Genomic DNA, 24,846 nt, shown 5'->3' on the forward strand with positions numbered 1-24,846 from the left:
CAAACCAGTGCCGAAGACTCTTTTGGCGTTGCAACATTTGAAGAAATCGATGTCAGCAATATCTATCGTGGACTAGCAGAAACACTGCTGTTGCAAGTTCCTTCAGCGCTTCAAGGATATACGCAGGCAATTCTGAAGCATTTAATAACAATTCGTTGGGCATGGGCAGATGAGGTTGCTCAAGTCCGCTATTTGCTCACTGCTATCCGTAATGGCATTGATGGTACATCCTTGGGAGCTGCCTTATTTGAACTGGGGCTAGTACCAGATTTCAAGCTCTTTAACGATCCGGCGATCGCCATTAACCGTATCTCCAGAAACCATGAGTCAGTCCATAAACTCACCTACTCGGATTTGTCGATCCGAGGCAGAGCTATGGAATTGGGATTGAGCGATAAAACTTTTCAGCGTCGGCTGACCCAATTCCTGATTGAGGCAGGGTTAGACAATCCTCAAGCTTGGACTCGCCAAATTGTTCTCAATGCCCCAAACTGGGGATTGTCTTTCGACAAATGGCAGTTTGAAACCGAGATCAGAACTGACAAAGTACTGGTGGAGGTGATGTCAATTGATTTGCCCGTCGTTCCCGAAACTGAATCAGATGAGCGATTGCAGGGACTTATTGGGCAACAAATTCTACTGCCCCAGGATCGCCGCAAGTTTAGCGTAACTTTTAGCTGTGATCCTCATCCATCTCAAGTTCAAGGCTTACACCACTTTTCAGTACAAATTCTTACGAAAGACGGGACTCCGGTAGGGGTTGTTAAGACTCCGAAAGCCTGGAGTTCTAAGAAATTAGCTTGTACAGTTTCACTCGACAAGCTGAACAAGGTTGATTGGGAAGAGGGCTGGCATTTCATTCGGATTCTTGCTTGGACAGAAGATAACGATCCAATTCCCGTAGTCGATCCCCGTAAGGAGTCAGACGACAGTTTGCTTGCCCCGAATGAAAGTGAACCTTTCTACGTTCTACCAGAGGGAGATTTCGAGGAAGAAGCATCTCAACGCTCCTTCCCGCAGGAGCATAGCCTTGAGTATGCAAGGCTTCAGCTACAGTTTGCAGCTATTTTAGAGGGGCGTGACCCGGAGGCTATTAGACTTGAATCGGTTGGCTGGAGCAACGGCAATAAACGCACTCGTCAATCGCCCCAAGAACTATTGGAAGTGAAATTTGGTCGGAATGGTATTTTTCACATTCCGGTTGCGCGGCATCTTCGACATATCGAGCAACGCATCCTATCATCTCCTAGCAGCCCAGTAAGTTGGCGCTTACAGATCAACAACCGACAGATTGAGATGCCTATTCCAGACATTCTGGAGTTACCTAAACTGACAGCAGTAGAAAGCTTCCTGGCAGCGAGAAGCAAATATTTTGAATCAATTCTTGGCTCAGAGAAAGAGCTGATTTCTCAGGCAGCGGATTTCTTGAACCTTAAAGATATTTCTAGTGAGTATGCTGCTGCATATCAAGACCTCTTGTTAGACCTAAAAATTAAAATTGAGCGCAGCACTGGTGCAGATCAACAAAGAGCGATCGCAGCTCTCCGCACCGTACTTTTACTCGACACCATCCACCTCGTACTGACAGACTTTAGAGGCAAAGTTAGGGAAGCAATTTTAATAGGTCCAATTCATCCACTACGAGCACTCTGGCTTACAAGCTGGGCACAGGTGGCTCAAAGTTGGCTGCTAGAGGCGAAAAAAGGAGGAACCGAGTATGCCGCTCCTGTGAGAGACGCTTTACTTCAAACAATTACTTTGTCCAATGTGCCTTCAACTTTACCTTTGTCTGATGGCAGGGTTTTTGCAGCCATAGACAACATTCACCCTTTTTGGTCTCTCTATGCTCCCGCAAATGTTGAAGATCCTAGAGGACTGCTAGCTGAAGTTTGTACTGTATTTGACCTGCCTGAGCCTAACATTGGTGGCTCGTCAATTACAGGAGGCGTACTGGCATCTCGAATCACCCGCTACTTGGTGCAGCACCCATACATTCGCACACTTTGTATTAATCTTTTCAATCCAGGTCAGGCATCTGTCTTAGCAAGTGCATTAGTATCCCTTCAAAAGCAGCAAGCCTTTTCACAGCTTCGCTATGACATTCGTTTATTCGTCTCAGATTCAGAGGCTCCCGGAGTAGGTGAGGCACTAGAGCAACTTCTTTCGCCAACTGGAACAACCAGTTCTGATGCAGATGCCTTCTCAATATCGAGTGGAAACCACCTCTTTCCTAAACTCAGTCTGTCAATCCATTCAATTGACGATTTTCGAGCCACTCCAGATACCTACCGTGCTCATCTCAGCTTATTGCTGGACTTATTCCCAGCAGCAGCAATCTCAACGGGGGAGGCTACGCGCCCGACTGATGTCGCTTCGCTGCACGGACTAATTCAGGACTTTGATATTCAGTATCATGATGACGAGACTGGGACATATTGGCTACGACAACCTCGGCATGGTGAGGCAACCCATCTAACAAACAAAGATGTCCATCTTATTGATTTACTTGCCTCGTTACCGAAAACTCTATCTGGTGCAGTTTCAACAATTGCCCTCAACGCTCCTGCATTTGAACAGCGCCCTCAGATTACATTGGGTCTCGATGCGGATAAACGTGAATTAATTCACTATGTTCATGGCGTCAGTGATTGGGTTTTTACCATCGATCGCAACTTAGGGATTGAGTTTTTTGATCATGGTGGAAAGAGCGATCGCCCTGACTACCTTGTAGATTACATTCCAAGCGCGCTCACTGGGAGCAGTTATCAGATTGTGATTACATCTCGATCGCTATCTGAGCTAGAGGCTTTACTTTACAAAGTGTTAGACCGTTATGGTTCTCGCATCGAAAGACCGCAGACTTCGCTGATTTTAGAACAACTGAGGCTGCTATCCAGTCGTCTGGCACTAAAGCTGCTTTCCTCATCTACTCAACAAGCTGAAGTGTTAGGGTTGGCATTAGCTCGTCTTTTCCTAAAGTATCAGGGGGCGTTATCAAATCAAATTGTTCTTCCCCTAGATGCCCACCTAGAACTATTTCAGTCCTCAAAGAAATATGCAGAAGCAGTAGGGAACGAGGTTACGCTGCAAAGAACAGATTTAGCACTATTTGAGCTAAATGCTTCCTCCCGTACCGTGACCTGCAACTTAGTTGAGGTGAAATGCCATACCGTTGGTAGCCTAAATGCCTACAATCAATTACGCGACAAAATTGTTCAGCAAATCAATCGCAGCGAGGAAGTCTTACGCGAGTATTTTGATCCCAACTGGAAATGCCCAGATCGCCCTGACCGTCTGCTACTAACCAGACAATTTGCCACATTGCTCAAGTTTTATCTAGATAGGACAGTTCGTTATGGACTCATTGATCAGCAAGCTGCTGAAGAAGCTGATGTTTTACTAACCACTTTGGAGGAAGGTTATACACTTGAATTCACTCGAAGTGCGCTAATTTTTGATTTTGATAAACCTGGAACAGAGCCACCCGAGAAAGAATTTGGTATCGAATTCCATCGTGTTGGAATTGATTTGATTAGGGCATTAATTGCGGAGACGACTGAACCAGAATCAGATGACTCAACTGGCAAATCTTCCAACTCAGAAGATTCTATTCCTCGCCTAGAATCTGCTGCTTTCATTCGACCCAAGCGTAGCCATTTGGTGACGTGGGAATCCTACTCACAATCCAAGCGAACGTCGTCCATTGAAATTAATGAACAGACTGAAGGAACAAAAATAGACTCATTCAGTACGGTACCGTCTCCAGTCGAGTCTCCTTCCGAAGAAACTTCGTCAAATTCCCAAAGCGTTGAGCAACCTCAGGCATTGTCTGAATCTCCTACGGTGCCCGTCCCAGAGGAACGTGTGGTACCAGATCAAATACCTCAAATACCTGTTCAACTTGAAGTTCCACTGGCGTCTACGCTTTCATACGACATCATTCTTGGAACACAAACAGGCTCCCCTCAATACGGAATACTAGGGGAATCATCTGGACATAAAATTGCATTGGATTTGAACCAGACCCACACAATAAGTCTTTTTGGAGTTCAAGGTGCAGGAAAAAGCTACACATTAGGAAGTATCGTCGAGATGGCTTGTCTGCCCGCACCCGGCATTAATGTGCTTCCGAAACCTCTTGCAACTGTCATCTTTCACTACAGTCCAACACAAGACTATAAACCCGAATTCACCTCAATGGTTCAGCCGAATTCGGAACAGGATCAAGTTTTAGCCTTGCGAGAGCGATATCATGCTAAACCTACGTGCTTAGAGGATGTCGTAATTCTTGTTCCCAAGTCAAAAGTTGATGAGCGAAAAGTTGAATACCCAGACATTCAAGTTCTACCAATTACCTTTGCTGCTTCAGAACTAAAGTCATCACATTGGAAATTTTTAATGGGTGCTGTAGGTAGCCAAAGTATGTACCTGCGCCAAATCAATCTAATTTTGAGAAAGCTTAGGGATAACCTGACCTATGCATCCCTAGTCACTGCAGTCGAGGAATCAGGATTAGCAGACCACTTAAAGGATTTAGCTAAGACTCGTTTAGAGTTTGCTGCTGAGTATATTGAGGACAGCCAAAAGCTTGTAGATATCATTCGCCCTGGACGCCTTGTAATCGTTGACTTACGCGATGAATTCATCGAGAAGGATGAGGCGCTAGGTCTATTCGTTGTAATGTTGCAAATTTTTTCAGAGGCGACATATCAAGAATCGCTATTTAACAAACTTGTCGTATTTGACGAGGCTCACAAATACATAGAAAGTCCAGACCTTGTTGCTGGTCTAATCGAGATTGTCCGTGAGATGCGTCACAAGGGCACTAGCATAATGGTTGCGTCACAAGATCCCCCCTCAGTGCCAACCTCTCTCATCGAATTATCGTCACAAATAATCCTACATAGATTTAATTCGCCAGCCTGGCTTAAGCACATCCAAAAAGCTAACGCTGCTCTGGACAATTTGACTCCTGAAAAGATGAGCCAGTTAGGTCCGGGAGAAGCATATATTTGGTCAGGCAAGTCTAGCGAGGATAGTTTTGTTAAAGGAGCATTGAAGGTTAGACTTCGTCCGAGATTAACTCAGCATGGTGGGAGTACAAGAACAGCAGTTTGAAAATTTTGTTGAGGCTTCAAGTTCTGCCTAAAAAATAAGGACAGTGAGACGAAGAAGGTTGGTGAGAACCACCAAGCTAAAATTGGTGAGTTATGAGGAGGTAATGTTGTTTTGATAGCTTGATCAGCAGTATCCAGCCCCTCTGAACTCTTCAACTATCAGAGTTAAATGCTGGTTGAACGTCTTCAGGTTGTAGAACAACTTCGGACTCCAGAATCTCTTTAGTTTCAGGATTTGTGATAACTGCCAAGTAAGGTCTTGTGGATTTACCGGATTTATCAAGAATCATGATATCGAGCTGTTGTATATCGATACTTCCGTCGATATGCTCATTACCTGAAGACATATAATCATCTCCGAAGTTAGATACTTAAGTGAAAGGCTTACAGCAAAAATTTAACAGTGCGAACGTCCCCCTCCGCAGGATACAAGCATCGTCTATTCAACACACTTCAAGTCCTTCAACTACAGTGAAAAGACCTCTGAGAAGCGTCGCCGAAGTTGTTCATCTGCTGAGAGCATTTTAACTAAACCTTTATCTCCCACTAAAATACAGGGAACATTGAGCAACCTAGCTAAATCGAATAAAGTCTTCAACACATCAATATCTTGCAGCTCAGCATTTTCAACCATTAGCATTCGAATACCAGAAACATTCAACTTTTCAGCTAAACGCATCTTAATCTGCGATAGAGATTCTTTCGCTGATGGAATCCTAAATGGATCGGACATTAAGGACAGTAAATGCCTTTGGGTGCATTTGGCTGGTAGGAGTACATAAGAAACAGGGCAGATATTTAATCGACCTTGGTCATCTACTTGATTCTTCCCCACACAGTACTGGTAAACAATGTGAGACCTCTGAGATGATGTTTTGACAACACAACCAGAAGACTTCAAGTCAATGCACCTATCCAACCAGCTAAAAAAATTCTGCATATATGTACGGTGCCTAAGCTCTAGACTGATATATACCGTAATCTGGATATTCTAAAGCACTAATCTCAGCAGGGTGGTAAGTTTATGTTTATTTAACGTATAAGCTATTTTGCTATCCATTCACAGATAAGCATAAATTAAAATCTTGATTAGGGCAGCTTCACTTCCTTCATAGAAAATTCTGCGTCTCTCCTTTGGAAGAGGTATTGTCTCCCACCATCAATATTTGGACCTGTAATCGGTGTAACTTGTTGTTCAGCAAGTAACTGAACTACCTTCTTGGGAGATGTCTTTAAAGCTATCGCCAACTCCACAGCAGAAACATACTTGAGTTGGAAAGCCTTTAGGTCATCCTCAAGAATCTGCCGTCTACGATGCTTCCCTTCAAGTACCTGCTTGCACTTTATGAATTTCTTGTCTATCCAAAAACGAACTACTTCCTGCTTTACTCCTAATATATTTGCTATATCAACAACTGTAAGGTGAACATCCCTTTTCGCCAAGGTAGCTCTCTGTATCAATTCATTCACTTCATCGTCAAGGAAATAGTACTTATCTAATCCATTTTTGAATGCGCCTTGAAAAACCTTTACCTCTCGATCTAAGGCTAAACGCATCAATTTTCCAGCTGTATAGCCTAAGCCAGAGGTTCTTCGAATAGCGTCCGAAAAAGAAATAATTGACTGGGTGGTGTCAGAGATAAAATTTGATAGCGCTTCAACTTGCTGTAAAAATTTCTCCACGCTCTCAGAATTAATAAGCCACTGTTTGTAACCATCGCTTTTAGGTCCTCGCAAAGCTTGAATACAAGAGCACTCTACTAAACCAACAACAGTTCTATGATTTATAGACAGCATGACAGCAACTTCCTTTAAAGTTAATGCTGTATTTAAAGATTGCTGATAGGTAGCCACACTGTCACTTTTGACTAAAATCAGGCTTCTCGTCCCCATTTTTCTGACACTACCATCTAACACTCCTTGCTCTACAAGTTTAAGAACCCATGCTTCGCTTAAACCTAAAATTTGAGCGGCTTCTGTACCAGGAATAAATACTTTGTCGGTTCGAATAGAGTTCTCAATGCGTCCTAATTTGGTGTTCAGATACCCACCATCCCAGAACTTTGCCAGATAATCCTCAAATGCTTCACGTAAAAATGAATAAGGTTCAGATGAAAAATTCGTGTAGAGTTTTTTATAGAAGCTTCCAAAATCTCTCGCTATTCCCGTGTCGCGATCGTGGGTCTGCTGCTGAGACTTACGCCAATCCAAAAATTTATAAAATTCATTTGGCCAATCTGTTAACAGATTTAAGGCTTTCATTAGTAAAACATGAAGTTCAGAATTCTGGTACTGTGTGGCAATTCGTTTTCCTGTTGCATCACAAATTCCTACAAATTGCCCAGCCAGGAAATTAATCAATGTAAGCAATTCCTCTATCTTCAACAAATAGAAAGAAGCGACAAGATTAATCTTAGGAAATAATTTGTTTTGCCAATTACTCTGATTACAAAGCTGCTGAACTTGCAGAGACAATATTATTTCTTGTTCAGAAACAGTTTTAATGCTACTTTTGCACAAATCAAAACCACACCTGCATTTCAGCAAATAGCTCCTACCCCATGTCATTAGCTTTTTACACTGTTGGCATACATCAACTAGGAGACAACTATGTTTAGGGCATGTAGTTACTGTAGATATGTCCCATATTTTTCGACGATATGGCAAATCTTTTAAGCACTCCGGACATACTTTTGCAGTAGTTTTATGGACAAAGTAAGACGAAATGAATTCACCAAAGATTTTTAAATAACTACCTATTCCTTCTCCTCGTATAGGGGGAAAAGCCATGTCCCAGAGAGCCAATTCTTGAACTGCGGTCAACTGGCTCAACCGAGTAAGGTCATGTTTTTCGGGTATGAGTAAGTTTGCATTAGGTTCGTACTTAGAAATATTTGCTAATTGAAAGATCCAGCGACAGGAATCATAGTAGTTACTGTCAGCAAGTCGAAGGAAAAAACCTGCTAGGCTCTCATCTGAATATGGTCGAGGTCTTCTCAAAAGTGTGTCGTTTCTTGGCACTTCTGTTAAGGCTAGCTCTGTACAGAAGCATCATAGTTATTCATCTATGCCAATTGACACTATTAAAGTTCAACCTAATCGTGATTCACGACTAGATTGCTCGTCATCTGCATTAACTTAATTAAGTAGCACTATCTATTTTTTAATTGGACAAAGTTTATAAAGTTAGCTTTTCGCCTATGCCTCTCTATAGTGAAAACTACCTCTATAAGAAAAAACGTTGTTCTATCTATTCTCTGAATAAGTATCAAAGAGGGGATATTTCCTCTAAATTCGCCAGTCGTGTTAACGGGAAATCTGAGACATCGATAACTAAGTACCAAGTCAAAGACTGCCTATCTTTGATATTTGTCTTTCAACTGGAAGACAATGTACTGCGTGTCATGACTATTCACACGTCTAAGCACTACCCTAGTGCTAAGAGATTCACACAAAAATTCCATCGCTACCATATTCGTCCCAGTCTATTTCCTCAACCTGTGGAGTCTCAAGCTGGATAGCTTTTTCTTTAGTACAATTTTTAGCATTTGTAGCTTGCATTCCAATCCATAAATCATAAATATATCCTTCCTCAGGAACTGGAGGTTCATATTCTTGCTCATATTTCTTCTTAGCGGTGTGATCGATATTATAAGATTGAGTCTCCTGAAACTCCTCTTTCCTGTACCATTTCTTACCAGCACAGTTCAAAGTAAGATTGCTACTGATGGCATCGTAATGTCTAGTGTAGATTGTTGTACCATTTATAATATCCATAAAGGTCAAATCTGGCATATTCAAATCTCTACGTATATCTAAAATAAGAAAATTAAAGTTTTTAGCAGGAATTGTCCTGGAAGTTTTAATACGCTTGTCTTGGTCGTTCAAGTAATACCAGTTTACAGTTATAGATATATTGGCTGAGTCAAAAAAGTTAAGTGCAATGTCTCCAACTTCTTCAACTTCTTCTCCTTGTAAAAGTCTGAGGAACTCACTGTATGAGTAGTAGCGCCGAAAGCTACTTATCATTGTCATTACAGCTTTGCAAATTACGCTTTCTTCTGAATTATGTGTTGTGCCACAATTGGTTTGAATACAAAACTGCCCTATCATTGAGTAGTATTGAATTAAGTTGAAATACTTAAGCTTGACAGGATCTCCTAGTAATTCAAAGATTGAGTCAAAGATCGAATCAGTTTTTGAAAGGGCTTCATTAATCCACTTGAACTTTTCCAAATCTTGCTGCTTATAAGGTTGTATTTTTTCTAAAAGTTCCTCATCCAAAGGTTTCTTACGCACTTCCTCAAATGTTTCATAAATGACTCCGAGTAAATGATTCAGTTTGCTTAACTCAAGTCGTATTTCTTGTCTATTCTCTGCACCTTTCAAAAGTGCCTCATCTTTGGAAAAAGTGCCCCAATTAGCTTCAATAAGTTGAGAGAGCCTAAGATCAACGCTGTTTCTAAAAATGGGTTTGCAGCGACGTAGGTCAAACCCACAGTTGCATCTAACTATACTGCTTCTATCTAAGGATAGGATCTGTTTGCATGAAGGGCATGAATTTATAAGTGAACAACGATGCTTAACACATGCTGTTAATATAGTTAGTTGCCATAATTTCCTATAGTACGCCTGCTCTTGAAGACATAGAGGACAAAAGCTTGAGGATTGTAAACCAGGTTTTAGCTTCCTTAAAGCGAAACAAGGATAAGTTGACCATAGGGAATTTCTATCAACTCTTAATATATGAGCTAGACTCGAAGGTACATCAATATTATCAGTACGATACGGATAATATATTTTTGCCCCATGAATGAGTCGCGGAGCATCCACTAGTTGGAGAACCCAGTTGAGATTTTCGTAGTAGTTCTGCTCAGCTACTCGTGCAATAAAGCCTACAAAACTTTCATCATGATGTGGATGAACTGTACGAAGAATTGGCTTTGGTTGCATTCTTTAATTTCAAATTGAAGATGAACGAAAGGTGTTTTTAATACCTAACATATCTCTACATGTTGATCTGCAAACAAACTTGTGATATTTACATATACCCAAGTAGAGATGTGCTTCTATGTGTGTAAAATGTCAGATGCTCTCGGAGTAGTTTCTTTAGTGCGATTTCTCCGGTTTGTTGCTCCTACAGTACTAGTTAGAGGTATGATTTGACAATCTTTTAATTCTTCTAAAGTAATGTCTTTTTCAAGAAAGGGGTTTTTCTTCATTGGCTTCTCCTTTCTGATTCTGTTTTCAAAAGAGGCAGCCAGTGTGTTCAAATCTAACTTCTCCTCACCATTGTCTTGTGCAATATCGAAACCACCTTTCACTAATGACATCACGTATGAAATATTGCCATCGCTAGCGTAGTAAATTCGGCGAGCCATGGATCCAACTGACAGATTGGACTTTTCAATTAGTGGAAGATATGACTCTATATAGTGAAGGAGACTTCTAAACTCATGACCATTCTTCGGTTTACCAAATTCATCTTGCTCAAACCATGGAAAAGGCTTTAAAGTAATTCTGTCCGAAAATCTTCTACTAAGCTGCCTATTAACTCCAGCAGAAAGAATCTCTTCAGCTGCCAGGAGACCAAGCCCAACTATAGGAATTTTACTGTCAGTAATTATTTCTTTAATTTTTTCTGAAGCTGAGTATAGAAACTTATTTGAGTCACGATCAATTAGGAAGTTTAATTCATCTAACAAAATTAACTCTACTCCACAATCGTTTAGAAGACCTAGCAATCGTGCAGTCATACTCACTTCTGTTCCTTTACTAAAGTGAGGGTCACCGATGTCAAACAAGAGTTTGCTTACAAGACCCTTAACAGTTGGATGGGCCGGAACAGAAGTAGAAAAAACAGGTATTCTTGTACCCTCACTTGTTTCTTCGATTGGAAAGTTTTTGACATATGTGTCCTTCAAGGTAGACTTACCTGCTCCAGTATCACCTCCAATAAAAAGGCAATCAGGTTCAGAGCTATAGCCAAATTGCTCATGGCATTTCTTTATTCGTTTCAAATAATCTTCAAATCTTTTATACTTGACGACAAGCTCATGCAAGAGTTTTCTCCTTTGTGCATAAGTCATCTCGGATAAAACTCTCTCCCTCTGTTTAGGAGTCATATCTAGGAAAGACGATTTGCTATCATTCATGCCAATAATCCTTAATCAAGAATCGTAATTAGTACTCCATCCTGCATCAGGAACCCAATCATCCAACTCATTTTCTTGCTCTGCAGGTTTTGAATCATTCTTAGAAGTGGATTTATCTTTAGAGGATTTTTTTTCTCTGGTCTTCTTATCACTTTTCTCTTTCTTCGACGTCTGTAAGGTTTTTTCCGAATCTTCTTCCTCAGCGTCTGTCTGTTGTGTAGAAGGAGCTAAGCTACACTCATTTTCTAGATCAGTATCATTGATCAACTCACCCACTGCTTCGTTTCCCTGAGCATCCTCTTGCACTTCTTCACCTTGTTGTTTGACTTCTACAGAATCATAGGTAATACCAATGTCAGAGACCCCAGCTAAGATATCAGAACTATCTTGAACAGAACCAAAATTTGGAGCAGTTTCCTGGTCTTGCCGTTCTTCATCTTTAGATGCTTGTTCCTTAACAAAGGCTTCCACTCCACTAAGATCAAGAGCATCACGTCCAACTCCAAGATATCGGGCCATTGAAACTTTCGTTCTACCTTGTTTGGTACTTTTCCACTCACGCTCAACAATTTCTTGAATTTTCTTTTTAGCGATCGCGAGCTCCGTAATGTTAACCTCCTTACCCTGTTCAGCTACGTGCCTTTTAATTACTCTATGCTGCCAAAGAGAAAGACCTTGAGTATATTGCTGATCAACAGCAGGAACAGTGACGAAACTATCCGTCTCTGGATTAAAGACATATATGCAAGATATATCTGTCGGGTCATACTTGATTTTTGCCTTTTCCTTATCCTTAGCTCCAGTTTTACGGCGTTTATCTCTTTTTTCGTAAATGTGACGTAACCGTGCTAGTTCAGGGCTATTGTAATAAAGCCTTTCAAACTCTACTCCCTTTTCGCTAATAACACGGTGAGTAATTGCTCCAAGCAGCACTCGTAAATCCTTCTCATCTGAAGGAAGAGCAGGTGGAAACTCAAGGGTAGCTGTTCGCCATACATTGATCCTAGGGGTGCCAAATTTTGGATGAGACATTTGGCAAACGATGTCAACAATAAATATGTGTACTATTTCATTTAATCCATCATATGAAACTGCTCCCTTTTTGCTAGGCTTTTTGGGATCATATTCATCGTCATACACCTTCAGAAACTTAAGAAAACTACCAGGCTGCCCTCGAAGCAACATAGTGTTAATCATTCCAAAGAATCTTTCAACCGAACCTTTATACCAGGCTGATCTGGGGGGAGTATAGTCAATATCAATATCAAGCTGGTCACAGCCATCTTCAAGCGTTTTTCCATAAAACTCTGGTCCATTGTCAGGTCTAAGAGCCTCCAATAATCCGAATGTATCCCAAGTATTGCTTACGGAGGGGTACTTTTTGCTTACATAAGTTTTAGGTTTAATAGCATGAAGCAAGCATTGCATTACAGACAATGCACTGGGTGGTTCAAAGCTTAGATAATATCCAATAGGAATACCTGTAAATTTATCTAGTGCTGTCGTTAGCCACGGAGTTCCGATTGGAAGATTAGTTTCAGGATCTATTACATAAATTGGTAGTTTTGAATGGTCAATTTCTACCATTTCTAATGGGCGAGTTGGGTAGGGACGAGCATTTTCTGATACGTGGAACATTCTGTCTGCTGTCGCTCGACCATAGCGCTTGATTGCCTCTTCATAAGGATCAAGCTTATCAACACGGCGATAGATTGTAGATCGGTTCGGAAGTCTTAATTGCTCTAAACCAATTCTTGAGCGTTTAAGGTTTTCTGCAGCAACTCTAAAAATAATTTCAGAACATGCAGCCTGAACATTTGGTTTTTCCAAAGTAAGATAATATTCATCAATCACCTCATTAATGATTTGATCGACTTCTATATCAAGTCTCGATTTTCTATTTCCCTTTCCAACATTTCTAGTAATTAATGCACGAATATCGTTTCTTTGACCTTCGTACTTCTTAATCCACCGATAGAGTGTTGACCAGTTAGGTGGATTTTTATCTTTTATTTCATTTGCTACTTTTTCAATAATAGGCTTAAGGACTGCTTCTGTTCGCTTCTGCAGCCCTTGACTTAGATACTCTTTAACATACTTTTCTCTTCGTCTCGCTTCTTCTTTGAGGCTATCATCTACTTGTGAGAAGTCTGCTTCTCTATAGTCTCTCCTTTTAGAATCAGCATTTGCTTGTGGAGGTTCTAACGATAGTTTACGCTCAAAAAGAAAGCTAACTAAAGCCTCTTCGCTGAAGCTAGAAAGTTCTTCTGTAATTGCATTACAAACTTGGAAATCATTATTACTTAAGCGTTTCTTAATTACGTATTCTTTACCACTTAACCAAAAACTTAACCCTCGTTTAAATCTAAACTTTCCCATATAAATAATGCGTAAAGGTTAAAAGAATGAACTTTAAACAGAATGATTCACATCCCTAATTACATGATTTTGGGTCGAGTACCATGTTTGACAAGTTGATTGAACTTTGTGAATTAATTGGTTGCATGATGTCTATCTGTAGAAAACCAGAGTAGATTAGCTTGAATAGAATCTGTCTAGTGATTCCTCGGGACTGCAAATCTTCCGCGGCTTTCCCTAAAGACACAACTCCTTGGTACTTAAAATACTGCTCACAATCGAGAAGATTCTGAAAGGTATAGGTCACCGGGGCATATCTATTCAACAGCTTCACGTTATTAAGCCTTGGCTGAAGCCAAATAAATTCATCCGTTGCTACGATAAATTCCCAACCCTGATCCCGACATATGGGACCGACTCGTTGGAATAGAGCGACGTATTTATCGGAGCGTGCCTTGTTTGCAGGTTTAACCTCTACAACCTGCTTCTTATTTCTGCGCTCAACAAAATAATCAGGTGTGTACTTTCTTTTCTTCCCGTCAGCAACATATTCAATTTTGAAGGGCTGGCTTGTGAAAGACACAACGTCAGGATCAATCTCTAGCAAGTAAGCCAAAGATTTCTCAAGCAACGACTCACACCAGATCATCCTCCCCATCTTGGCACTGGAAAATTTACAAATATTTTTTTTCGTGCCTGTGTTAGTAATCTTTCTGGCAGGTTTGTCAGGTAATGCCATGGCTTAAACGCCCATAAGCTCAGCTAGTGACTTTAGACTAGCTGAGCTTATAAAAAATTGCAACTATTACGCGACAAAATTGCAGGTATTGTGCGACAAATTGCAACTTATGCGCGATCCGACAGGAGTATTAAATATCCAGGTCAGTGAGGTTGAGTTTAGGGCCATGGGTTTCGATGAACTCACGACGGGGAGCTACACGATCGCCCATCAACACCGTAAAGATGCGATCGGCCTCGGCAGCATCCTCGATCTCGACTCGTTTGAGGGTGCGTGTCTCAGGATTCATGGTTGTCTCCCAAAGCTGCACAGGCATCATTTCACCCAGACCCTTAAATCGCTGGATTTCGTACTTAGCGTTTTCGGGGAAAGAGGCAATGAGTTGGTCGCGTTCGCGATCGCTATAGCAGTAGAAATGGTTGCGGCCCCGCTCCACCTTATAGAGGGGAGGGCAGGCAATGTAAACAAAGCCCTGATCCACCATGGCTCGCTGGTAGCGATAGAAGAAGGTGAGTAGTAGGGTACGAATATGAGCACCATCCACATCTGCGTCCGTCATGATGATGATGCGGTGGTAACGCAGTTGTGATGCGTCGAATTCCTCGCCTTTAATTCCTAGGCCTAAAGCCGTGATAAGCGCTTGAATCTCCGTGTTCTTGTAGATTTTGGCATCGTCAGTTTTCTCGATGTTGAGGATCTTACCCCGCAGTGGGAGAATCGCCTGGAACTGGCGATCGCGCCCTTGTTTGGCTGAACCACCCGCAGAGTCCCCTTCCACAATATAGATCTCAGACTCGCTGGGGTCACGAGAGCTACAGTCGGCCAGCTTACCGGGAAGGGTAGAAGATTCTAAAACTGACTTCCGGCGTACCAGTTCGCGGGCCTTGCGAGCGGCCTCGGCGGCTTTGTACGCTTCAATGGCCTTATCGAGAATCGAATCGGCCACACCGGGGCGGAAGTCGAGGTACTCCGTCAAGGTTTCGCCAACAATGGTGTCGACAATCCCCCGAACTTCGGTGTTACCCAGCTTGGTTTTGGTTTGCCCTTCAAATTCCGGATCCGGAACTTTCACCGAAACCACCGCTGTCAAACCTTCCCGGATGTTTTCTCCAGCCAGGTTAGATTCGTTTTCCTTGATTTTGTTGCGCTTACGGGCGATCGCATTCATCGTCCGGGTCAGCACCGTCTTCAAGCCTTCCAGGTGCGTCCCACCATCCACCGTGCGGATGTTGTTGGCAAACCCTAAGAGGTTATCGGTGTAAGCGTCAACACACCATTGCAACGCTACTTCCACCTGGATATTATTGCGTTCGCCCTGAACGAAAATAATTTCGTCGTGGATCGGTTGCTTATCACTGTTAACGTAGGAGATGTACTCCTTGATGCCACCTTCGTAGTAATAGGTTTCGACATGGGGCTCGGTTAACTTCCGGAGCTCCAGGCGGTTGTCTGTGAAGGTGATGCGAACGCCCCCATTGAGGAAGGCCAATTCTCGCAGACGACCCGCCAGGGTCGCATAGTCAAACTCAATACCCGTTGTAAAAATTTGAACATCAGGCATGAAGGTGACAGAGGTGCCAGTGCGATCGACTTTAGTCGGCTCGACCTGCATCTCGCCTACCACAGCCCCCCGCTCCAGGTGCAGCTTATGAACCGTCTTCTCCCGCCAGACGGAGACATCTAAGCTTGCCGACAGGGCGTTTACAACGGAGATGCCAACCCCGTGCAGACCGCCGGACACCTTATAACCTCCATCACCAAACTTGCCCCCAGCATGGAGCACAGTCAGCACGGTCTCTAGCGCTGACTTACCCGTTTGTGGATGAATGCCTGTGGGAATGCCCCGACCATCATCCGTGACAGTGACGGAGCCATCGGCATTGAGAGATACATCAATATTTTTGCAATAGCCTGCTAGCGCTTCGTCAACGGAGTTGTCTACTACTTCGTAGACCAGGTGATGCAAGCCTCTAGGCCCGGTACTACCAATGTACATCCCCGGACGTTTACGAACCGCCTCTAGCCCTTCAAGAACTCGGATCTGGCCAGCATCATAGCCGGTTGTCATAGAGTGTCTCCTATAACTGCGCTGAAGCCCTCTTAAGCCTCAAAACAAAAAAACGCCTTAAAATTATAACACATCCGCCTCTAAAGGCATTCTAAGGGCATCTGAATTGAGATTTGAAGAGGGGATGGAAATGGGGAAAATTGTCGTCAACCGCACAAGGGGCCATAAGGGGGGCAGGGGAGATGGGCATCAAAGTCCGCTAAGATTCTGTCTAAGTTGCTTTGAGGGTACTTCAGATCCCGCAAAATATTCCTACTTGTTGCTATTAAATCGATAGCTCATGGCGACCAGAATCTTGACCGTTCCGTTAGGTTTCCTCAACAATTCTGACTGAGCTAGCAGATCCTTAGGGTAGGAGAAACCCGAACAGATAGACAAATTCCAATCTTGATTTCCCTTGGTTACACGCGTTGGACAACAATACCTCTGTACTAAATTCTAACAAATCTGCCCTGATTGTGGTATGTGGCCCTACAGCTACCGGAAAAACCGGGCTGGCGATCGCCCTCTCCCAACGTCTCGGCAGCCCCATCCTGAGTGCTGATTCGCGACAGGTGTACCGGGAATTTGACATTGGTACTGCTAAGCCGACCTCAGAAGAGCAACAACAGGCTCCTCACTACTTAATTGATATTTGCAACCCTACTGAAACGTTCACCGTTGCCGACTACCAGCAACAGGCGCAGCACCTAATCTCCCTCTTTCACCATAAGGGGAAAGAATCCGGAATTGCCGTTCCTTTGTTAGTGGGAGGAACGGGGCTTTACATTAAAGCGGTAACCCGAGGGATGAAAATTCCCCGTGTCGCTCCTCAAGAGGAATTGCGATCGCAACTCGCAGCTCTAGGCCAACCCCTCTGCTATGCCCTGTTAAAACAGGTTGACCCTGCGGCTTGTGAGCGGATTCACGGCAATGACCAGGTGCGTACCCTACGGGCATTGGAGGTTTTCTACGTGACGGGAAAACCTATTTCAGAGCAACAGGGTGAATATCCCCCCCATTATCCTATTTTGCAGATTGGGTTGGACTGTGGTGAACCCGTACCACAAGAGCCAGATCTTTTAACGGAACGCATTCGTAAACGGACCCAACACTTATTTGAAATAGGATTTATCGAAGAAGTAGAAACGTTGGGTAAACGGTATGGATTTGATTTACCCCTGCTAAATACCCTGGGATATGCCGAAGTCAAGCAGTATTTAGCAGGGAAAATTTCATTGGATGAAGCGATCGCCCAAACTGTTTTGCATACCCGCCAATTTGCCAAGCGACAACGCACCTGGTTTCGTTCAGACACTCAAATTGAATGGTTTGATTCTAATCATCCCCAGCTAGTGGAACAGGTTTGGGAACATGTTCAGGCTTGGCTTAGTCAATGGCTAGAGGCATGAGATCCGCACCATCTTCTAGCCACGAAACTCGGTTTTTACCACTGCGTTTGCTCTGGTAGAGTGCCATGTCCGCTTTGGCATAGAACTGTTCGTCGGATTGGATACGGTTTGTCACTACAAGCCCTACACTGGCACTGAATTCCAGCTCAGGGGGAAGCAGATCTTCTTTGCTAAGCAGGGCGATCGCCATCCGCAACCGCTCAGCAATTTCGAGGGCCTGAGGTAAAGGACAACCTGGCAAAAACACGGCAAACTCATCCCCCCCAATGCGAGCCGAGGTATCCAGCAGGCGCGTATTCAGCCGAAGCAATTCGGATACTTGGCACAGAACGCGATCGCCCATCAGGTGCCCGCAGGTATCATTAATCTCTTTGAAATTATCAAGATCTAGCAGCACCAGTGCATGGGAAATACCCGGGGCATTCAGTTGCGGCATGGAGGTCGTCATGGCCTCGATTAAACCACGGCGATTTGCCAATCCGGTTAGGGGATCGGTGCGTGCCATCTCCGTAGTTTCTTCTAAAGCTTTGCGAGTTTGCAGCAAGTCGGGCAGTTTTTGATACAAGCAGAAAGCTGTGTACACACTAGCCGCTGCTGTCATGAGTTTCTCAATTCCTTCAAGCCAATAGTCTGAATGCCAGATGTTCCAGACACTCAGCAAATGACCAATGCCACAGCTAAAAATAAATGCCACAAACAGCATCAACAGTGGAGTCGCTCCAGTACTCACATGTTGGCGGTTCATGTACAGAATCAGGGGAATTGAGAAGTAGGCCAGCCCAATTAACCCATCTGCCACAACATGCACCGTTGTCAGGGGAACATTCCAGAAGAAACAGGTTCCGTGGGGCATCAAGGCCAGTTCCAGCAGAGGCACAAGCGTATTGTTAAAAGCGTCCAGGGGTAAGCCTTTTTGAAACGCTATTAGCGGGCTGTTAAAGCCAGCCAATCTTTCAAAAAGGGCGCTAAGCAGAACGAATGTATTTTCGAACAGATGTATCATGTAAAAGCAGATCCCTTATCCTCCATAGGGAGCTAAGTCCGTCACCGCAATCCAGCCGATTGCGAACGTGCATTCTTCCCTACAAGGGGGCATGAGGAAAGCAGCATTGATATCCAGTGCACCATCAGCGAGATCAGGTATGGAACTTGAGAATGCCATCGGCTCAGTGATTCAAGGGTCGCTCAGTCAGGGGTTAGAAGTGCGGCTGCACCCCGATGTTTCTGTTGAAGACATGCGGGTCGGAAAGTTCCTGGTGGTGCAGGGGCGACGATCGCGCTTCTTTTGTATGCTGACTGATGTGACACTCGGTACGGCGAGTCCACGTATCCTGGCAAATCCTCCAGATCCCAACAATACCTTCCTACAAGAGGTTCTGGCAGGGAGCAGTACTTATGGAACTATAAACCTTTCGCCCATGCTGATGTTTACCCCTACAGACGGAGGTTCAAACCCACCATCAAACGGTAAGGGAACTAAAGATAAGGCGAAAGGAAAAAAATCTGACTTGTCCTCCTATCAAGCTAACACTAACGCTGTTGAATTGCTTCCCGTCAAAACTATTCCCAGCCACTTCAGTCAGGTGTTCGAAGCCAGCGAGCGAGACTTCCGTGCGGTGTTTGGTTGGGAGGATGATCCCCACCGGCGCAATTTCTCTATTGGCATGCCGATGGATATGGAGGTGTCAATATGTCTAGATTTGGACCGCTTTGTCGAGCGAAGCAATGGGATTTTCGGCAAATCAGGGACGGGCAAGTCCTTCCTGACCCGGCTTTTGTTATCAGGTATTATTCGCCGCCGCGCTGCCGTTAACCTGATTTTTGATATGCACTCCGAGTACGGTTGGGAAGCGACCAGCGAGGGCAGCAAATCACGAGTTTCTACGGTCAAAGGTTTACGGCAACTGTTTCCTGACCAGGTGCAGATGTATACCCTCGACCCGGAGTCAACCCGGCGGCGAGGTGTGCGCGATGCCCAGGAACTCTATATCAGCTTCGACCAGATTGAGGTGGAAGACCTGATGCTGGTGCGTGGCGAGTTGAACCTTTCAGAAGCCAGCCTGGAAAATGCGATTATTCTCCGTAACGAGTTTGGCAAAAGCTGGATTAATCGCCTGCTCGCTATGAGCAATGAGGAGATTCAGGAATTTTGCGAAGTAAAAATGGGCAGCAAGTCCTCCATTATGGCGTTGCAGCGCAAGCTGACCCGTCTGGAGGATTTGAAGTATCTGCGGCAGACTTGCCCGAAGAACTATGTGGGGCAAATTCTCGAATCTCTGGAAGCTGGGAAGCATGTGGTTGTCGAGTTCGGTTCTCAGTCCAACATGCTCTCCTATATGTTGGCCACGAATATTATTGCCCGCCGCATCCATGCCAGTTATGTACACAAGGCTGAGAAGTTTTTGCAGACGAAAAATGTGAGCGATCGCCCCCATCAACTGGTCATCACCATTGAAGAAGCCCACCGCTTTCTCGACCCTGCCACCGTTCGCCAGACCATCTTCGGCACCATTGCCCGAGAGATGCGGAAATACTTCGTCACCCTGCTGGTGGTCGATCAGCGTCCTTCCGGTATTGATAACGAAGTGATGTCCCAGGTAGGAACCCGCATCACCGCTCTGCTGAATGATGAGAAAGATATTGATGCCATTTTTACCGGAGTTTCCGGTGGGCAGGCATTGCGCTCGGTGCTAGCAAAGTTAGACTCGAAGCAGCAGGCTCTGGTGTTAGGTCACGCAGTGCCCATGCCTGTGGTAGTACGTACCCGACCCTATGACGAGACATTTTATGCGGAGATTGGCGATCGCGATTGGCAATCAATGTCCGATGAGGCCGTCTTAGCCGCTGCTCCAAGTGCTTTGGCTGACTTAGGATTCTAGCCTTTCACCATTTGCTAAGGGCGGTTTTACCCTTCTCCTAACAAAACAACCAATGGTGTCTTTCAAACCCGTCCTTGCGATCGCAAGGACGGGTTTTGTCCTGGAGTGAGGGACACAGTTAGAAAGTATCTGCTAAACCTTCCCCTACGCCCTACTGACAATGCTTTCTAAGGAGATTTCCAGATAAGAACTTCCCCATTATTTGGAAAAAAGGCGCGGCGAAGCCGCGCCTTTTTTCCAAATAATGGGGATATTGTTTTTCAGAGATCTCCTAATTCTTTTCTAACATTTGCATCGCCATTGCCAAGCTCACCTTCATGCGGTTAAATGCCTTGACAATATCGCCTACATCCTTTGCCTGGTACTCAAACTTGGCTCTCATATGGCCCGTGCTGGCTACATCTGCGATGTGGGCCATACGGTCGAGGGAGCGTACCATGAAGCGCCGTAGAAGGAAGTTGACGGCAAGGATGGTGATGGCATTGCAAGCACGGCTGCGGCGATCGCCCAATGTCATATTGAACTTGCCAGCTTAGCGACGGAACATGCACCTTGATAGCATTGAGTTGTACCCGGGTACATCCCACTTTTGCAGATTGAAATCCCAGTTTTGTTAATGTGGCGGGCTTCGCCCGCCACATTAACAAAACTGGGATGCACCCGTTGTACCCTGCTTCAACCTGCAGTTCTAAGGTTTGTTTTAAACAGTTGTTTTTTCGGGCGCTAAGCACTCGGAAAAACAACCCTTCTAAGCAGCTTTAAAATACCCCTTAGTAAGTTGGCTTACTCTCAAGAAACTGTGAGTTTCTTTTGTATAGGAAATAGAGGGCGATCGCTCTCCACTCCCTCATTCGATCTTAAGAAACACACTTGTTTCTTTCATATTTCATGGGTGAAACCGTGAAACATTTTCACTCAATGAGGCGCTCACATCCTGTCTAAAACCAAACCCGGAAATCTCTGTTTTCTCGTCGCCTGACAACGAAAAAACAGAGATTCCCGGGTTTGATGCTAGATCTGAGCTTAAATAGCCCGATGGTCGAAGGGCTGCTCTTTGAAGGAAGACAGCTTTACTGGCATTGGTTCCAGGCTGTAGCCCACGACCTGAACATCAAGGCAAAAAACGCCAAGACGGGGGCGTATTTCAAAGGCAGGTTCGCGGCCCTGTTCAAACTCTTGCTCGCTCATCAAGCGATACCCCGTGGCCGCAGGAATCAATTGCACCGGAGTCTTAGTAGAGCGAGAAACCAGCCAATGAGTAGGCTGAAACATAAGGCAGAATTTCCATCAGTGAATCGATATGAAATAGTATCGAGTTTTCGACAAAAATACGCGTGCCTCTCCGGGTGTGGAAAACTCGCACAAAAGGATGGCGTTTGCCTCACCCTATAGTTAGGCTCAGTTTTGTTTCGACATGTGTAAAGTATGAGGCTAAATTTTGCATTCTATGTATGCCAAAGCGAAGCTGAGTCTAGCGATAAAGTCCGTCCAAAGATTACGGTTATCCCTCCCCGAGGTTGCTTCATGAAGCAAAACATTCTCGATACATTAATAAATGTATCGACATAGAGCATTAGACTAAGCCTGACAATCTATCGGACTCAACGGCAGTGTCAGGAGAACTTCGTCAAGGAACTACGCCATGTTTGAGTATTTCACCGAGAAGGCGATCGCCGTTGTCATGGCTGCTCAAGAAGAAGCCCGTCGCACCGGCCATAACTTCGTGGGCACCGAGCAAATTCTGCTAGGAATGCTGAAGGTCAAGGACACGATCGCCAACACTGTCCTATCGAATCTCGGCGTAACCCTGGACTCGGCCCGCTATCAAGTTGAACGGTTGGTTGGTCGCGGTTCTGGCTACGTCCCCCCCGAAATTCCCTTCACCCCCAAAGTTAAAGAGAGCTTTGCCGAAGCGTTTCAGGAAGCTCGTCAGCTTGACCAACCTTATATCGCACCTGAGCATCTGTTACTGAGCCTGGCTCAGCAAAATGACAGCGTTGCCGTCCGGGTACTGCGTCAGTTGGGTGTTGACCTTCCTAGCCTACGCACCCGTATCATTCAGGCCGTTAACGAAGAACAGCTGGTCGCCACCCGCAGTGGAACCAACCGTTCGCCTGTACCTCGCTCCAACGCCAAGACTCCCATGCTTCAGGAGTTTGGCACCGATCTGACCCAGATGGCCCTCGAAGGCAAGCTGGATCCCGTAGTTGGTCGTCAAGTTGAAATTGAGCGGGTTATCCAGATTCTCGGTCGTCGTCGGAAGAACAACCCTGTGCTTATTGGGGAACCCGGTGTGGGTAAGACGGCGCTCGCTGAAGGCTTGGCCCAACGCATCGCTTACGAAGACGTACCCGAAGCCCTACTCGACAAGCGCGTCGTGAGCCTGAGCATGGGTACCCTGCTCGCCGGAACCCGCTTCCGGGGAGACTTTGAAGAGCGCATCAAGCAGATTCTGGATGAAGTCCGTCAGTCGGGCAACGTCATTCTGGTGATTGACGAAATCCATACCCTGGTTGGTTCAGGATCTCTGGAAGGTGGCATGGATGCCGCCAACCTGATGAAGCCTGCCCTGGCTCGTGGTGACCTGCAATGCATCGGTGCTACAACCCTGGATGAGTATCGCCAGCACATCGAGAAGGATGCCGCTCTTGAGCGCCGCTTCCAACCCGTTATGGTGGAAGAACCCAGCGTTCTGGAGACCATGGAGATCCTACGGGGCGTGCGTCAGCGCTACGAGCAGCACCACCGTCTCATCATCACCGATGAAGCGTTGGAAACTGCGGCCACCTGGTCCCATCGTTATATTCCCGATCGCTACCTCCCCGATAAGGCGATTGACCTGATCGATGAGGCCGGTTCTCGCGTACGACTGCGCTATGCTGTGCGATCGCCTGACCGCGACCTGAAGCAACAATTGCGCCAGGTCATTGTGGATAAGGATGCCTCTCTAGAAGCCCAAGATTTTGATAAGGCGTCAGAGTTGCGCGATCGCGAACGGGAACTGGAAAGCCAACTCCTTAACCTCCAGGTTCAGGGTGATACTGCGGAACATACTGTTGCTCGTCCCGAAGTTACCTCTGAGGACATCGCCCAGGTAGTCGAAGCCTGGACTGGCATTCCTGTTAGCAAGCTGACAGAATCTGAATCCATTGCCCTGCTGCATCTGGAAGACCAGTTGCACGAGCGGGTCATTGGTCAGGATGAAGCTGTGAAGGCAGCCGCCCGGGCCATTCGTCGCGCGCGGGTTGGCCTGAAGAATGCCGATCGCCCGATCGCTAGCCTCTTCTTCTCTGGCCCCACCGGTGTTGGTAAGACTGAGTTGGCCAAAGCACTGGCCGCAGCAGTCTTCGGTTCGGAAGAAGCGATGATTCGCGTCGACATGTCTGAAATGATGGAATCCCACACGGTTTCCAAGATGATCGGATCGCCTCCGGGCTATGTCGGTTATGACGAAGGCGGACAACTGACGGAAGCAGTACGGCGCAAGCCCTACACTGTCCTTCTGTTCGACGAAGTTGAGAAGGCGCATCCTGATGTGTTCAACCTGTTGCTGCAATTGCTGGAAGATGGCCGTCTGACCGATGCGAAAGGTCGGGTTGTCAGCTTCAAGAACACGCTGATCCTGTTTACTTCCAACATTGGCTCCCGTGCCATTGAGAAGGGCGGTGCAGGCTTAGGCTTCAGCACGACTGAAGACCTGGCCGAGTCGCAGTACAACCAGCTGCGCAACCGCGTCATGGACGACCTGAAGAATTACTTCCGTCCTGAGCTGCTGAACCGACTGGATGAGATCATCGTCTTCCGTCAACTCACCCGTGAGGAAGTAAGCCACATCGCTGATATCCTCGTGCAGGAAGTGAACGAGCGGTTAAGCGATCGCAGTATGTCCCTTGAAATCACCCCTGCTCTCAAAGAGAAGCTGGTGAATGAGGGTTATAACCCCTCCTATGGAGCCCGTCCCCTGCGTCGTACCATCACGCGATTGGTGGAAGACAATCTTGCTGAGGCCCTGTTGTCAGGTACAGCAAAAGAGGGCGATCGGATCATTCTAGATGTGGATGACGACCAGCAAGTCACGGTTCGGACAGCAGATCAACCCGTGTTGCAGTTGGTTGGCTAATACGAATCTCCTGATCAGG

At 45.3% G+C, this 24,846-nt stretch carries 15 protein-coding genes; 4 read left to right on the top strand and 11 right to left on the bottom strand.

Going from position 1 to position 24,846, the window contains the following annotated elements:
• The first annotated feature begins 375 nt into the window (after positions 1–375).
• The gene (locus tag NDI52_RS12075) at positions 376–5,118 is read left to right on the top strand and encodes an ATP-binding protein (RefSeq protein WP_348256426.1); all 4,743 of its coding nucleotides are present in this window, start codon (positions 376–378) and stop codon (positions 5,116–5,118) included.
• Positions 5,119–5,269: 151 nt separating this feature from the next.
• On the opposite strand, the gene NDI52_RS12080 is transcribed toward NDI52_RS12075, so the two are convergent.
• The 8 genes from NDI52_RS12080 to gyrB all read right to left on the bottom strand — a co-directional run bounded on the left by NDI52_RS12080 (position 5,270) and on the right by gyrB (position 16,437).
• Entirely contained in the window at positions 5,270–5,464 is a 195-nt protein-coding gene (locus tag NDI52_RS12080) for a hypothetical protein (RefSeq protein ID WP_348256427.1), read from the bottom strand.
• 119 nt (positions 5,465–5,583) lie between these two features.
• A complete protein-coding gene (locus tag NDI52_RS12085; RefSeq protein WP_348256428.1) occupies positions 5,584–6,057 on the bottom strand; it encodes a TniB family NTP-binding protein in 474 nt (157 codons plus the stop codon).
• Between the two features lie 149 nt (positions 6,058–6,206).
• Positions 6,207–8,138, bottom strand: coding sequence for a TniQ family protein (locus NDI52_RS12090; RefSeq protein WP_348256429.1), 1,932 nt, complete (start codon positions 8,136–8,138; stop codon positions 6,207–6,209).
• Positions 8,139–8,564: 426 nt separating this feature from the next.
• Positions 8,565–10,070 (bottom strand): TniQ family protein, encoded by a 1,506-nt coding sequence (locus NDI52_RS12095; RefSeq protein ID WP_348256430.1) that lies wholly within the window; start codon positions 10,068–10,070, stop codon positions 8,565–8,567.
• A 116-nt stretch (positions 10,071–10,186) separates the two neighbouring features.
• A complete protein-coding gene (locus tag NDI52_RS12100; RefSeq protein WP_348256431.1) occupies positions 10,187–11,272 on the bottom strand; it encodes a TniB family NTP-binding protein in 1,086 nt (361 codons plus the stop codon).
• 15 nt (positions 11,273–11,287) lie between these two features.
• Positions 11,288–13,651 (bottom strand): Mu transposase C-terminal domain-containing protein, encoded by a 2,364-nt coding sequence (locus NDI52_RS12105; RefSeq protein WP_348256432.1) that lies wholly within the window; start codon positions 13,649–13,651, stop codon positions 11,288–11,290.
• Positions 13,652–13,706: 55 nt separating this feature from the next.
• Positions 13,707–14,369 carry a TnsA endonuclease N-terminal domain-containing protein gene (locus NDI52_RS12110; protein ID WP_348256433.1) on the bottom strand — a complete coding sequence of 221 codons (663 nt, stop codon included), beginning with the start codon at positions 14,367–14,369 and terminating at the stop codon, positions 13,707–13,709.
• A gap of 130 nt (positions 14,370–14,499) precedes the next feature.
• A complete protein-coding gene (gyrB, locus tag NDI52_RS12115) occupies positions 14,500–16,437 on the bottom strand; it encodes a DNA topoisomerase (ATP-hydrolyzing) subunit B (protein ID WP_190772585.1) in 1,938 nt (645 codons plus the stop codon).
• Between the two features lie 410 nt (positions 16,438–16,847).
• Between gyrB and miaA the strand changes: the two genes are divergently transcribed.
• Positions 16,848–17,828, top strand: a complete 981-nt coding sequence (gene miaA, locus NDI52_RS12120; protein ID WP_190789435.1) for a tRNA (adenosine(37)-N6)-dimethylallyltransferase MiaA — start codon at positions 16,848–16,850, stop codon at positions 17,826–17,828.
• On the opposite strand, the gene NDI52_RS12125 is transcribed toward miaA, so the two are convergent.
• Positions 17,806–18,705: a GGDEF domain-containing protein gene (locus NDI52_RS12125; protein ID WP_190772586.1), complete on the bottom strand. Its 900-nt coding sequence runs from the start codon at positions 18,703–18,705 to the stop codon at positions 17,806–17,808. The two genes, miaA and NDI52_RS12125, sit on opposite strands and share 23 nt — an antisense overlap.
• A 265-nt stretch (positions 18,706–18,970) precedes the next feature.
• On the opposite strand from NDI52_RS12125, the gene NDI52_RS12130 reads away from it, so the two are divergent.
• A complete protein-coding gene (locus tag NDI52_RS12130) occupies positions 18,971–20,707 on the top strand; it encodes an ATP-binding protein (RefSeq protein WP_348256434.1) in 1,737 nt (578 codons plus the stop codon).
• Positions 20,708–20,978: 271 nt separating this feature from the next.
• Here the strand turns inward: NDI52_RS12130 and NDI52_RS12135 are convergent, their stop codons facing one another.
• Both NDI52_RS12135 and NDI52_RS12140 read right to left on the bottom strand, forming a co-directional pair.
• Positions 20,979–21,224: a hypothetical protein gene (locus NDI52_RS12135; RefSeq protein WP_190772588.1), complete on the bottom strand. Its 246-nt coding sequence runs from the start codon at positions 21,222–21,224 to the stop codon at positions 20,979–20,981.
• Between the two features lie 506 nt (positions 21,225–21,730).
• Positions 21,731–21,979, bottom strand: a complete 249-nt coding sequence (locus tag NDI52_RS12140; RefSeq protein WP_190772589.1) for a hypothetical protein — start codon at positions 21,977–21,979, stop codon at positions 21,731–21,733.
• 370 nt (positions 21,980–22,349) lie between these two features.
• Between NDI52_RS12140 and NDI52_RS12145 the strand changes: the two genes are divergently transcribed.
• Positions 22,350–24,827, top strand: a complete 2,478-nt coding sequence (locus NDI52_RS12145; protein ID WP_190772590.1) for an ATP-dependent Clp protease ATP-binding subunit — start codon at positions 22,350–22,352, stop codon at positions 24,825–24,827.
• Positions 24,828–24,846: the final 19 nt, after the last annotated feature.

The sequence above is a fragment of the Leptolyngbya sp. PL-A3 genome (genome assembly GCF_039962325.1).
Classification (GTDB): Bacteria; Cyanobacteriota; Cyanobacteriia; order Elainellales; family Elainellaceae; genus Vacuolonema.

Coding starts and splice junctions, on each gene's coding strand:
- NDI52_RS12075 (WP_348256426.1), top strand. CDS start 376: ATGGAATTGGGATTGAGCGATAAAACTTTTCAGCGTCGGCTGACCCAA.
- NDI52_RS12140 (WP_190772589.1), bottom strand. CDS start 21,979: ATGTTTCAGCCTACTCATTGGCTGGTTTCTCGCTCTACTAAGACTCCG.
- NDI52_RS12080 (WP_348256427.1), bottom strand. CDS start 5,464: ATGTCTTCAGGTAATGAGCATATCGACGGAAGTATCGATATACAACAG.
- NDI52_RS12105 (WP_348256432.1), bottom strand. CDS start 13,651: ATGGGAAAGTTTAGATTTAAACGAGGGTTAAGTTTTTGGTTAAGTGGT.
- NDI52_RS12085 (WP_348256428.1), bottom strand. CDS start 6,057: ATGCAGAATTTTTTTAGCTGGTTGGATAGGTGCATTGACTTGAAGTCT.
- NDI52_RS12110 (WP_348256433.1), bottom strand. CDS start 14,369: ATGGCATTACCTGACAAACCTGCCAGAAAGATTACTAACACAGGCACG.
- NDI52_RS12100 (WP_348256431.1), bottom strand. CDS start 11,272: ATGAATGATAGCAAATCGTCTTTCCTAGATATGACTCCTAAACAGAGG.
- NDI52_RS12145 (WP_190772590.1), top strand. CDS start 22,350: ATGTTTGAGTATTTCACCGAGAAGGCGATCGCCGTTGTCATGGCTGCT.
- NDI52_RS12135 (WP_190772588.1), bottom strand. CDS start 21,224: ATGACATTGGGCGATCGCCGCAGCCGTGCTTGCAATGCCATCACCATC.
- gyrB (WP_190772585.1), bottom strand. CDS start 16,437: ATGACAACCGGCTATGATGCTGGCCAGATCCGAGTTCTTGAAGGGCTA.
- NDI52_RS12095 (WP_348256430.1), bottom strand. CDS start 10,070: ATGCAACCAAAGCCAATTCTTCGTACAGTTCATCCACATCATGATGAA.
- NDI52_RS12130 (WP_348256434.1), top strand. CDS start 18,971: ATGGAACTTGAGAATGCCATCGGCTCAGTGATTCAAGGGTCGCTCAGT.